This window comes from Coleofasciculus sp. FACHB-1120, assembly GCF_014698845.1.
GTDB lineage: Bacteria > Cyanobacteriota > Cyanobacteriia > Cyanobacteriales > FACHB-T130 > FACHB-T130.
In genome coordinates, this window is record NZ_JACJTV010000001.1 from 138148 (window position 1) to 150811 (window position 12664).

General features: G+C 45.9%; 11 protein-coding genes. 4 read left to right on the plus strand and 7 right to left on the minus strand.

The features are described 5' to 3' along the window. Positions 1–396 precede the first annotated feature (396 nt). Entirely contained in the window at positions 397–1269 is an 873-nt protein-coding gene (locus tag H6H02_RS00640) for a site-specific DNA-methyltransferase (RefSeq protein WP_199328908.1), read from the plus strand. Then, positions 1257–1898 carry an MvaI/BcnI family restriction endonuclease gene (locus H6H02_RS00645; protein ID WP_190813651.1) on the plus strand — a complete coding sequence of 214 codons (642 nt, stop codon included), beginning with the start codon at positions 1257–1259 and terminating at the stop codon, positions 1896–1898. Before H6H02_RS00640 ends, H6H02_RS00645 begins: the two co-directional genes overlap by 13 nt. A gap of 255 nt (positions 1899–2153) precedes the next feature. Here the strand turns inward: H6H02_RS00645 and H6H02_RS00650 are convergent, their stop codons facing one another. The 7 genes from H6H02_RS00650 to H6H02_RS00680 form a co-directional block, all read right to left on the minus strand. After that, positions 2154–2624: a cupin domain-containing protein gene (locus H6H02_RS00650; RefSeq protein WP_190813653.1), complete on the minus strand. Its 471-nt coding sequence runs from the start codon at positions 2622–2624 to the stop codon at positions 2154–2156. A gap of 70 nt (positions 2625–2694) precedes the next feature. Further along, the gene (locus H6H02_RS00655) at positions 2695–2994 is read right to left on the minus strand and encodes a hypothetical protein (RefSeq protein WP_190813655.1); all 300 of its coding nucleotides are present in this window, start codon (positions 2992–2994) and stop codon (positions 2695–2697) included. A 168-nt stretch (positions 2995–3162) separates the two neighbouring features. Next, a complete protein-coding gene (locus tag H6H02_RS00660) occupies positions 3163–3642 on the minus strand; it encodes a GNAT family N-acetyltransferase (protein WP_190813657.1) in 480 nt (159 codons plus the stop codon). A gap of 82 nt (positions 3643–3724) precedes the next feature. Beyond that, complete coding sequence (locus H6H02_RS00665; protein ID WP_190813659.1) at positions 3725–4303, minus strand: PadR family transcriptional regulator; 579 nt, start codon at positions 4301–4303, stop codon at positions 3725–3727. Between the two features lie 392 nt (positions 4304–4695). Then, on the minus strand, positions 4696–4995 hold the full coding sequence (locus H6H02_RS00670) for a 2Fe-2S iron-sulfur cluster-binding protein (protein WP_190414681.1): 300 nt from the start codon (positions 4993–4995) through the stop codon (positions 4696–4698). Between the two features lie 126 nt (positions 4996–5121). Next, positions 5122–6813: a TolC family protein gene (locus H6H02_RS00675; protein ID WP_242040491.1), complete on the minus strand. Its 1692-nt coding sequence runs from the start codon at positions 6811–6813 to the stop codon at positions 5122–5124. Positions 6814–7070: 257 nt separating this feature from the next. Beyond that, a complete protein-coding gene (locus H6H02_RS00680; RefSeq protein ID WP_190813660.1) occupies positions 7071–7637 on the minus strand; it encodes a PadR family transcriptional regulator in 567 nt (188 codons plus the stop codon). Between the two features lie 230 nt (positions 7638–7867). Here H6H02_RS00680 and H6H02_RS00685 point away from each other — a divergent pair, with 230 nt between their 5' ends. Together H6H02_RS00685 and H6H02_RS00690 are read left to right on the plus strand one after the other, a co-directional pair. Next, entirely contained in the window at positions 7868–9247 is a 1380-nt protein-coding gene (locus H6H02_RS00685) for an efflux RND transporter periplasmic adaptor subunit (RefSeq protein ID WP_190813661.1), read from the plus strand. A 109-nt stretch (positions 9248–9356) separates the two neighbouring features. Then, the gene (locus H6H02_RS00690; protein WP_190813662.1) at positions 9357–12548 is read left to right on the plus strand and encodes an efflux RND transporter permease subunit; all 3192 of its coding nucleotides are present in this window, start codon (positions 9357–9359) and stop codon (positions 12546–12548) included. Positions 12549–12664: the final 116 nt, after the last annotated feature.

Here is a 12664-nt window from a genome sequence, read left to right on the forward strand (position 1 = left end):
CCGCACCAAAGCAATGTTTAGACCGCGTATGCTCTATGCGTTGGCTCTGAACAAATAGATCCCCCACATAAGATATAGACCCACATTCCGCACCCCCTACTGTCACAATCGGTTTTTACGGAGTTCAGTGAGCTGATAAGGGTCACTTGTTATACAAAGAACTAGAAAATCAGTTTTACGATCACGAAACCAAAATCCCCAAAAAGCCAAAATTCGTAGTATGACACTTTGAGGTGCGGAAAGTGGGTCATAACACTAAACATTGGGATTGCAACCAGCAGGTATAGTACGCATAGTATTTATGACTGCTATTGAGTACAGCAAAGTAATATGCTTTCATCCCTATTTTAAAATAGACAGTACTCCTGATATACAACCCGTCAAAAAGAAAATCTAATGACAGCACAGGTACAATTTGAACAAAATGCCCACAACACGACGAAGCCGAACAAACCAGAGGTGGTATGGAAGTCTAGCGATGGATTTTCCTGCCTGTACCACGGCGATAGTTTAGAACTCATGGCTTCGCTGCCTGCTGAAAGCATTGACTGTATCTGGACTGATCCCCCCTATAACCTTTCAAATGATGGAATTACCTGTGTCGCTGGGCGCATGGTTAAAGTTAACAAAGGTGAATGGGATCGTAGCCAAGGTGTTGAGCTAGACCATGAGTTTAACAAAGCATGGCTAGCTGCTTGCTATCGTCTACTTAAACCAACGGGCACTATATGGGTAACCGGGACTCTGCATGTATACCCATCAGTTGGATTTGCTATGCAGCAGCTTGGCTTTCGCATTCTAAATGACATTATTTGGGAAAAACCTGCTCCACCTCCGAATCTAGGGTGTCGCTGCTTTACTCATTCAACAGAGCTAATATTGTGGGCGACTAAGGCACGTAAAGGAAAAGAACGCTACACCTTCAATTACGAGGAGATGAAGGCTGAGAATGGCGATAAGCAGATGAAAAACGTCTGGAGAATGTCTGCTCCTAACAAAGATGAAAAACTTTACGGTAAACACCCAACACAAAAACCTGTCGATCTTGTTGCACGATGTCTTCGAGCAAGTACAAATCCAGGCGATTTGGTTTTTGATCCTTTTTCGGGTTCTTCCACCACTGGAGTTGCAGCTTTGTCACTAGGTCGAAAATTTATTGGTTGTGAAGCAGATACAGATCACATTGAACTATCAATCAAACGACTGACTAAACCTGTTCAACTAGATTTGCCACCTGCCTTGAAGCAAGGTCATCTATGGAAAGAGTAGACGCGATTAATAGGCTTACCGCACTGGTAAGTAAAGATCTTCGGCAGCTAGCAGACCAATTTAATGTTACAGTTTGGAGCCAAGAAGGTAAGAAAAATAAGGGCTGGGCTGGTCACACGATTGAGCGCTATCTAGGCTTGGCTATCAACTCGTCTCGATCTCCTAATTTTGGTAGTTGGGAGTTAAAGCTAGTTCCATTAGTAGCCAGACGAACAGGAATACTTAGGGTAAAAGAAACGATGGCGATCACTATGATCGATCCTGTGGAAGTTGTAAGCAAAGAGTTTGAAGAAAGTCATCTCTTCAACAAATTACAGAAAATTGTTGTTGTGGCTCGTGTTTTCGAGAGTCAAGCAGACAAGCGTTCTCTTGTACATTCAGTAGCCTCCTTTGATCTTGATAATCCTGAAATATATGATCAAGTGAAAGCAGATTATAACCTTGTTCGGGAAATAATAAGAATTCAAGGATTTTCAAGTCTTAGCGGCAGAATGGGCAAACTTGTGCAGCCAAGAACAAAGGGTCAAGGTCATGGAAGCACTTCTCGCGCTTTCTATGCTCGCACAGTGTTTGTCGCGCATATTTTGGGAGAGGGCTACTCGATTCCTTTGCCCGTTACACCAGAATAAACTTTTTCTGGAAAATTCCGATGTAACTTTGCCGATCACTGGAGGCGGAGCCTTCGCGGAGTATGCCAAGGCGGAGTATTGGAACGAGTGAGATCGCTCTTCGCTGTAGGTTGGATTAATTACAGTCAATTCCTTGCTTGTAAATCAGTAGGTGATGCGAAACCAAACAGGACTAGATTGGCCGATCGCATTAAGTTGAAGGATACAATGCGATCGCGGAACGTTCTGGTGCCGCCCGGTTGTTAAATAGTGACCTTAATAAGCGCGACCATCTTTGTGCGTTAAAGCCCATTCGCCATTCGGCAATTGTGTTGCTTTGAGATCGTCATTTGGAAATTCGACCTCATCTCCCTCAGTGCGATCGCCAATTTCAAGATAGGTTACATTTTCCTCAGATCGATTAATCAGTTGATGGGCGATCCCGGTGCCTGCCTTAAATCCATAGCAGTCACCGGGATGCAAAACGAATTCCTCTTCGCCTAGTACCAGCGTTGGACTGCCTTCCAATACCAGGATAAATTCTTCTTGCTTTGAGTGGCTGTGAGCCAGAGCAGAAACGGCACCGGGTAAGAGATGGGTTAAATTAACTCCAAAATGAGTCAATCCGAAATACTCACCTAGTTTTCGCTTTTGTCGTCCCTTCACAAGGGAAGCATAAGGTTCTGGATATATCGTCTTACCGAGCGGTGCTGAAATCGATTTAGATGAAATTGGCGCTTGCTTCACAACTTACCCTCCCTTGGTATTTTTCGACACAATGCTCATTTATCCACCCGTTATTTTCCTCAGCTTGCTATTACATACCCCACGTATTATCCCAGCTATCGCACTCTTGAATCAGTTGGTGTACCGCAGCATCTGCGGTTGAAAATGTACCGCAATTAGTTCTTTTTGTTCCAGATGCCGCATGACCCACATCTCGATACAACACAAACTGACCGTCCTCAGAGTGAATAGAGAGCGTAATAGCAACGCCATTTGTATACTGTTTCCACAAGCTAACAAATGAAGCTCCTTGTGGTATCAGGTTTACATCTTCAACATCACAAATCCATTGCCGTTGTTGCAAGTCTGTCCACGTATGTTCCTCTATCATTACATTCCATGCTCTTATCGTATTTGAGTTGTACTATTACCTAAACAAACACTAATTGAGCCAAAACTGTACTAGACACGGATTCTAAACAACGATTTACAAGAACGAACGAGCGATCGCATTAAGTTGAAGGATACAATGCGATCGCTTTCATCAACACATCTGCAATTAAAGCTTCTTGAAGTATCTGGCAACTGGGAATAGCTCAAAGCCCACCTTTTCATAGGTGTGATGGGCTGGGGCATGACCCGGATCGCCTCCAGTTTCAACCATCGCAATAGACATCCCAGCATCTTTCATCCAACCCAGAGCGAATTCTATCAGAACACTACCAATACCGCGACCTTGATAGTCTGGATCGACAGCAACCATGTAGATTTCACCCATGCTGTCCTCTGAATGGAGTTTCACAGCTACAAAACCCACAGTAGAACCGGCATCAATAGCAACCCATACATTCGTGTCTTCCGCAGCACAGACATCCTCGACAGCTTTTTGCTGGCTCACACGCCAATGATTGGGATAGAATGCCCGGTACACATCAGCGTTCATCGCTTTCTGAATCGAATCAAAGACCGGAGTCCATGCCCGAAGCGAAAGACGAATAACCGCATCAAGGTGGCGAGGGTCGTATGGTTCAATTTGCATTCCCACATCAACTCCAGTTAATGCAAGCTTTATCGAGTATACTACAATACACTACAAGCTCTGGTAGCTTAGCTTTGAATGCTTACTGCTCTGCAAGCAGCTTGTAAATCTCACGCTTTACCTGAACAAGCAGATCGCGTACTCGATTGGCTTGCTCCACATTGCCACTTCGAGCAACTTGGGTGACGGCATCATTCAACTGAGTTAAAGTATGCCGCAACTCAATCAATTCAGAAGGCTTACTTTCCGTAAAACTGTCGCGAGCGTTTCTAGAATGAGAGTGCTGGTGGCGATCGCTCAAGAATTGTCTGCCACTCTCTGTAATCGTATAAACTCGCTTGCCCTCGACCTCCTCACTGGTCAAATAACCGCCTTCTTCCAGCATCTGAAGCGTTGGATAGACAGAGCCTGGACTAGGGCGGCGAAAGCCACCGCGACGTGCTTCTAACTCTTTCATCAATTCATAACCATGCTGGGGACGCTCAGAGAGAAGCTCCAGCAGAATGAACTTAATATCGCCGCGACGGGTACGAGGCTCATCTCCCCATCCACCACCAGACGAACCTCTGCCTCCATGTCGCCCACTCATGAAAAATCGATTGCCAAATCCTTCTCCTGCCCATGCTGGCATGGGAGTACGTGAATGAAATGGTCTGAACATACTTAGATCCTGGTAAGTTTTGGTTAACGTATCGCGATATATCGCTTATTTTTATAATCTATCGCGATATATCGGATTCGACAACAACAAACCCCTACATTTTTTCTCAGTTACCGATTGCTACAAACAATCGGCTTACAGCAAATTACAGATGGGTGCGAGCTTCTGATAAGCCATAATCACATACAACCAGGGAAGATGCCAATTTATCAAAAGATTAGTAAGAGTTTCTCAAGCTAGTGCCTCTGGGACGATGGTTCTAGGCAGTAGAGCGAGAAAATTTAAACGCAGAGGATGCAAAGGAAGCGCAGAGTAACGCACAGAATTTATCATCCCTTAGCGTAACTTTGCAAAATCCTTTACGATCTTTGCGTTAATAAACCTTCAATTTTTTATCGCGGCTTTGTTTTCACACTTGTTGGACCATTTACAAGAGTTTGACAAGCTAAGCGATAGGTTTCTGGCTTTTTCTTCAGTTTGCGATTTTCCACCTCAGTGCGAGGCGAAAGATTTTCCATGCCTTCCACAATTTCCACAATGCAGGTGCCGCATTGACCGTAGCCCCCGCAGTTCATCATCTTTCCCCTAAAGGTATAGATATCAATTCCGTTCTGGAGAGCTTTTTCTCTTAAGTTAGCCCCATCCGCTGCGATCGCTTCTTGATTTTCGTTGACAAATGTAATGTTAGCCATCCGCCTTTTAACTCACCTCGCTTCTATTAACAAATCTTAAGAAATTATACAAATTTAGCAAAGCCAATCTCTACGGAAATGCCAGTAGTGTTTTGAGACACCGTAGAATCGATTCACTTCCCCTGCCTATTCGGGCTGATCGAAAAGTTGACTATCTGGGAGATTGCTAATGTTGCGTTGGAGAGCTGCCAGGGAGCGATTGTAATCCAGAACCGCTGTAAGACGGTTGACTCTAGCACGAGTTAGCTCGGTTTGAGCGCTAATTACATCTGTCTGGGTGCCAACGCCGGATCTAAATCGTAACTCTGCCAGACGCAAGCTTTCTTCTGCTTGGGTAACGGCAAAAAAGGCAGTTTGAATATTCTCGGCATTCGACCTTAAGTTGAAATAAGCTTGTTCTACCTGGAAGCGGATTTGGTTGCGCTGGTCGGCAAATTGAGTTTCAGCGATCGCAATGTTGGCTTTTTCCTGATTTGCTCTCGCTCTGGCAGCTCCCCCATCGTAAAAATCCCATCGGAATTGTGCCCCCAGCGTTAAACCATCGGCTGGCCCCAAATCGTCATTTAATACCCCTAAAACGCTGTAGTTGGCAATTAGGTTGACTTGCGGTCTGGTTGCTGCTAGGGCAATACGCCTTTGCTCTTGGCTGATGTTCCGTCGCGCCAAGAGCTGTTCTAGCTCGGCTCGGTTCTTCACGGCGAGGATAATACTTTGTTCTAGAGTTAGATTCCATTCCCCGGCAACCTCAATTTCGTCTGCTGCCGCCACCTCAACGGTTTGCCCTAAACTTAAGAGCTGCGTTAACTGTCTGCGGGCAATGCTCTGTTGACTTCGGCTACGAGTGAGATCCTGCACGGCATTTGCCAGCTGCACCTGCGCCCGCAGTACGTCAAATCGCGTTCCTAGTCCAGCTTGTTCTAGCAATTGAGCATCCCGGAGACTCCTGGCGGCATCTGTCACGGCTGCTTGGGAAATCTCAGTTTGGGAATCGGCTTCTTGCAGATCGTAGTAGGCATTGCTGACATCCAGGCGGAGTTGCTCGGACTGGCGTTCTACTTCTAACTGATCGAATCGCAGCTGTTCTTCTGCCGCCCGGATACGTGCCCCGCGCCGCCCGGAGGTGTAGAGTTCGTAACTCACTTGCAGGCTGGTGTCAAAGGATGTCGAGACGGTATTATCGTCATCATTCCCCAAGAATGGGTTTAATGGCGATGACTGTTGTCGCTGATTTTGTAGCTCAGCATTCGGGGAATCTGACCGAGTAAAATTTGATTCTACGCCGATTGTTGGAAACTCAGCCGCCCGAAATTCTCGCACGGATGCCCGCGATCGCTCTAGGGTCAGAATCGCTACTTGTAAATCCCGATTGTTGCGCCGTGCTAGCTCCAAAGCTTGTTGTAGGGTAATTCGTTGGAAGTTTTGGATTTGCACTTCCTCAGATCTGGTAGGAAATTGTAGGGGATTAGCGCTGGGGTTAAGGTATTCAGGGGGTAGGCTATCCAGAGAGGCGGGTGCCTGTGGCGATTGTGCTGGAGCCGACTGGGAAACACCTGTCTTGGCTCCCGTTGAGTCTGGAGAGTTAGCTCCATCTCGGCTAACGGCTTCCTTTAGCGTCTGGGAAGAGATTGCGGGAAGCGTTGGGGTAGGGTCACCCGACGGGGTTCCCTTACTTTCAACTGAAGCCTGATTTGGCTGAGTCAGAGGAGGCTTTTCTTGTGCAACACTCAGTTTTGCACAGCTCATGGCGATCGCTGCACTTGCACCTACAGCCATGAGACCAGTTCCTACCCGGTGAAACGAATGACTAGAATTTGGCATAAGTTTTTGAATTTGGTCTGCGCTGTTAGAAAAACTTCTTTTCTTTAGCTCAAGCACCTTAAGAAGGATACTGGGTTGCGAATGTGCTTGGCAAACGAATTTTTGTGACTTGGGGCAAGAACCTGAAAATGCAGAACCCTAAGCTTGATATTGGTGCATTCTGCCAGAAATCATTAACTCGATGCAGCCCTAATGCCGATAGCCATTGTATTTCCCTTCACATGGCTTTGCCATCCGGTTGCAGTATTCGATGTCTTTCAAGTGGCAACGATTCCCGTCTCCACCTCGCTTTGCTCTGAACTTTCCACACAGGGTTGTGTTCGCTCAAATGCCAGTCGTTCGTTTAACCATTCAATTTCGCTTTGAATCACTGCCATGCATCGGTGCCAAACTTCTGTCTGGTAGGGTTCTGCTGACAGCGGTTCCATTTCTTGGCTTTCCAGACGCAGCCGACAAACCATCAGGCGATGCTCCAGCAATTTAATCCGTTTTGCGGGTTCTAAGTGACCAAAAAAGAAAAACTTGATCGTGAAGCGAGAGCGAGCATTCACCCAGCTTTCATGAGGATATTCCATCATTTTGTGCATCCAGCGCTCGCGCCCTTGATCTGTAATGCTGTAAATCTTGCGGAATGAACCCGCTTCTCCTTCCTCCTCTACCAGCACTGATATTGCACCCCGTTCTTCCAGGCGCTTCAAGAGCGGATATATAGCTCCATAGTTGACGCTGATACAACCACTCATGAATAGCTCTAATTGCTGTTTTAAGCGGTAGCCATGTAGCGGTTCGCGTTGCAGTAGACCTAAAGTAGCTAATTCCAGCATTTATATCAAACTGATACAATTAATTGTTGCATTTGATTTTAATATATGTAGATATCTATCTGCTGTCTCTTCTGGCTCAATCATCAGACTGAGGTGGGGTAGCAATGACCGCAAGCCCATTAAGAAAACTATATAAGCCAATCGCGACGCTGTTGAAAGTCCTTTAAGTATCGGTGTCTAAGCGTAGAGCGGTTTGCTATTAATACTAAGTAAAAGGAGAGGAAACGAAGATGCCCGATCCTGAGTCCCCAAACTCCCCAGCTTCAATTGACGCAGAACAGCCTGCGATCGCAGACGATCGTCAGGCTCTAGAAAACGATGAGTCTACGTATCAACCAAGGAAAAGACAGCGTTGGTCTGTGGCGCTGGGAATTATCCTTTTAATTGTCGGTGCAGGTTTTGGTTGGCGGTGGTGGCATAGCCGTGCTAATGATGCACCGAATGCGACTGCGGCGGCGGCGGGTCAACCTCAAGGAGTTCCTGTCAAGCTATCAACGATAGAAACAGCGACAATTCAGGAAAGTTCCGAGTTTGTCGGTGCTTTAGAAGCGCAACGTTCAGTGGTATTAAAGCCTGAAATTGACGGACGAGTCAGTCAGATTTTTGTTGCTGAAGGCGATCGCGTTCCGGCTGGGAAGCCCTTAGTCCAACTCAGCCGCGAAAAGAGACAAGCAGAATTAGCTGGCGTCCTCCAGGCTGTTAACGCCGCCCGCGCCACCCGTGCCAATGCCGCGTCGCAAATTAAAGCCTTAGAAGCAGAACGGGCTTCTCGTGTCGCTGAAGTGGAACTACAACAGGAAAACCTCCGCCGCACTTCTACCCTCGTACAGCAAGGCGCGTTGCCCAGAGCGCAACTAGACCAAGTTACCCGCGATATCCGCGCCGCCCAAGCCGCCTTAAATGCTAGCACCCAAGGCATTCAAGCAGCAGAAGCCAGCCTTTCCGAAGCGCAAGCAGGGGTTCGGCAAGCTGAAGCTAACGCCAATCTTTCCAACGAAGAACTGAAAGATGCCACAATTGTCGCCCCCATCGCTGGCGTTGTCGGACTTATCCCAGTCAAGTTAGGAGACTACGTTAGGAGTGGCGATACGATTGCCACGGTTACTCAAAACCAAGCGCTAGACCTGCGGTTATCTATCCCGCTAGAACGAGGGCCAGATTTACGCTTGGGGCAGAGAGTTGAAGGGAAGGATTCTCAAGGAAAGGTGCTAGGTACAGGTCAAATTAGCTTCATTTCGCCTAGAGTCACTAGCAATTCTCAGAGCATCCAAGCAAAAGCTAGCTTTGACAATTCACAAGGACAACTGCGGGATGGACAATTTATCAAAGCTAATCTGATTTGGCAAGAACGTCCGGGAGTTTTAATCCCCACTAGCGCTATTTCTCGCTTGGGTGGAGCAACTTTTGTGTTTGTGGCGCAAACACAACAACCTCAACCAGGGCAACCAGAACAACCCAAACTTGTGGCTAAGCAAAAACCCGTGAAGTTGGGCGCGATCCAGAAAAATAATTATCAAGTGCTAGAAGGATTACAACCCGGAGAAAAAGTTATTGTCTCAGGCCTTCAGAATTTATCTGATGGCGCTCCCATTCTTCCTGAGTCTAAGTAATCAGTAATGGGTAATAGGTAATGGGTAAGATAATGGAGAATTTTCTTCACTAATCCCTAATATCTAATACTTAATACCCACCGATTACCAATTACAAATTACTAACAATATGTTTGCAGATTTTTTCATTAAGCGACCAGTCTTTGCTACAGTCTGCGCCATCGTTATTTTGCTAGTGGGAGGAATTAGTATTCCCACTCTACCTATCGCCCAGTTTCCAGAGATTAGCCCGACTCAAATCAACGTTACTGCTAACTACAGCGGAGCTAGTGCTGAAGTCGTAGAAAACGCTGTCACCAACATCCTAGAAAGGCAAATTAATGGAGTCGAGGGATTAAAATATCTGAGTTCGAGCAGCAGTAACGATGGCACCAGTACAATTACAGCTACCTTTGACTCATCCCGGAACAAAGATATCGCCGCAGTCGATATTCAAAATCGAGTTTCCGTCGCCCAACCGCAGCTACCACAAGCCGTACAACAAACTGGCGTCACGGTAACAAAACAGTCCAGCAACATCCTCTTAGCAATTGGTTTGTACGCCGAAAATAAAGAGTACGACAACATATTTTTAAGCAATTACGCAGACCTCTATTTAACAGATGCTCTGAAAAGATTAAAAGGCGTTGGTGACGTGCAAATTTTCGGCGAACGCCGATATTCTATGCGTTTATGGCTAGACCCGAATCGGCTTGCTAGTCGCGGTTTAACGTCTCAAGATGTAGTCAACGCACTCCAAGAACAGAACTTACAAGTCGGTGCTGGGCGAATCGGTCAAGAACCTGCTCCAGAAGGGCAAATGTATCAAATTGACCTGCGTGCAGTCAGTCGGCTGACAGAAGCTTCTGAATTTGAGGAAATTGTCTTAAAAACGGATACTGATGGCACGCTTGTCAAACTTAAGGATGTGGGGAGAGCAGAATTAGGAGCGGAAAATTACAGCTCTTTTCTGCGATTTCGAGGCAATGATGCTGTAGGTTTGGGTATCTTTCAGCTTCCCGGTAGTAATGCTTTGGATGTTGCCAGAGCAGTGAAAGCAGAAATGGCAAAGCTGGCTACTCGCTTTCCGCCTGGTTTGCAATATCGGGTGGCGTTTGACACAACTTTGTATGTTGAACAATCGCTCAAAGAAGTAGTTAAAACACTATTTGAAGCGATTGTTTTGGTCGTCTTGGTTATTTTTATTTTCTTGCAAGATTGGCGAACAACTCTGATTCCAGCGGTGACAATTCCCATTTCCCTGATAGGAACTTTTGCTTTTATCAAGGTATTCGGGTTTTCGATTAATAGCTTGTCTCTGTTTGGTATTACATTAGCTACTGGCTTGGTGGTTGATGATGCGATCGTTGTAGTTGAGGATATCGATCGCTTGATCCAGCAAAAGGGGATGAATCCTCGTGCCGCTGCAAGTGAAGCGATGCGGGAACTTTTTAGCGCCTTAATTGCAACTTCACTGGTGCTAATGGCGGTGTTTGTTCCAGTTGCATTTTTTCCCGGAACAACGGGAGCGCTGTACAAGCAATTTGCCTTAACAATTGCTTTTTCAGTTGGTATTTCTACCTTTATTGCTATTACACTAACTCCATCTCTTTCAGCTTTGTTATTGCGTCAAGGACAAAAGCCTGGAGGATGGCTTGGCTGGATTTTTGACCGAATTAATGGAGCAATCGACTGGACGCGGCGAGGATATAAGCGATCGCTTAACTTCCTGACACGCTTTCAAGGCTTCGTAGTCGGGTTGTTTATCGTTTCTTTGGGAATAACTGCTTGGCTTTATCTGAGCGTACCTACAGCGTTTCTTCCCGAAGAAGATCAGGGTTATTTCATCACGCTTGTCCAAGGGCCAGAAGGCGTTTCCCTGCAATACACAGGCGAAGTTATGGATAAGGTAGAAAAAGAAATTCTTAAAAACCCCGAAGTAGTCGGAACTTTCGTAGTAGGTGGCTTTAGTTTTAGCGGTAATACTTCTAACAATGGGATTATATTTACTACTCTCAAACCTTGGGAGGAACGCCATAAAAAAGAGCAGTCAGTGCAGGCGATTATTGGCAGTTTGTTTGGTACGCTATCAGGTATCACCGAAGCAAGAGTCTTACCCGTTAATCCTCCGGCAATTCAAGGTTTGGGCAGTTTTGGCGGCTTCCAATATCAGTTGCAAGACCAACGCGGTAATAGTCCCCTAGAGTCTTTGGTTCAGTCAATGGGTCAACTATTAGGTCGTGCTAACCAGACACCTGGATTGCAACAAGTATTTAGCACTTTTGCTGCAAATACGCCACAGCTACTAATCGAAGTTGACCGCAACAAAGCTAAGGCTTTGCAGGTTTCGGTAGACGATATTTTTAATACACTGCAAACATTTTTGGGTTCGCAATATGTAAATGATTTCAATTTACAGCAGCGAAATTATCGGGTGTACGTGCAAGCAGACAAACAGTTTCGCTCTAACCCGGAAAATATTGGTAATCTGTATGTCCGCTCCCAACAAAATCAGATGATTCCTTTGAGCAATTTGGTAAAAATTACTCCAACGACTGGAGCGCAAACTATTAATCACTACAATCTATATCGCTCCATTGAAATCACTGGTTCTGCTGCTCCTGGCTATAGCTCAGGACAAGCAATTAAGACAATGGAGCAGGTATCCAAACAGGTTTTACCCGTTGGTTTAGGTTATGAATGGTCGGGGACTTCACTAGAAGAAATTGAGTCTGGCGGTCAAGCACCAATAATTTTTGGTTTGGGACTTATTTTTGTGTTCTTAGTGCTGGCTGCTCAGTATGAAAATTATGTTGACCCCTTCATTATTCTGCTTTCAGTTCCGCTGGCAATTTTAGGGGCATTGTTAGCTCAATCGATGCGCGGGTTGTCTAATGATGTTTATTGCCAAATTGGTCTAGTAATGTTGATTGGTTTGGCGAGTAAAAATGCAATTTTAATTGTAGAATTTGCCAACCAACTCCGAGAAAGCGGGATGTCAGTAACTAAGGCGGTGATTGAAGCTTCCCAAGAGCGTTTGCGACCAATTCTGATGACTACTTTCGCCTTTGTCTTGGGTATTGCTCCTCTGGTAAATCCCGAAGGAGCAGGAGCCGCCAGCCGACGTTCTCTGGGAACTGCGATCGCAGGCGGTACCATTGTCTCCACTGTCTTAAGTTTGTTTGTGGTGCCAGTTCTGTATATCGTAATTGTGTCGGCACGCGATCGCTTGAAAGGTGGTGGGAAAAAATCTGGTGGAAAGTCTCAACCGGCTAAAAAGCCAGAACCGAGTCGAGAAGCTGATATCTTGCACCATCACTAAGCGCACAAATTCAAACTGGCGATCCTTTCTGGATCGCCAGTTCTCAGGGAATTTTATTTCCAACTCTAATTTTGCACTGTTATCTTTTCTAGCGAGAGGGAAGCTATGCGCGATCG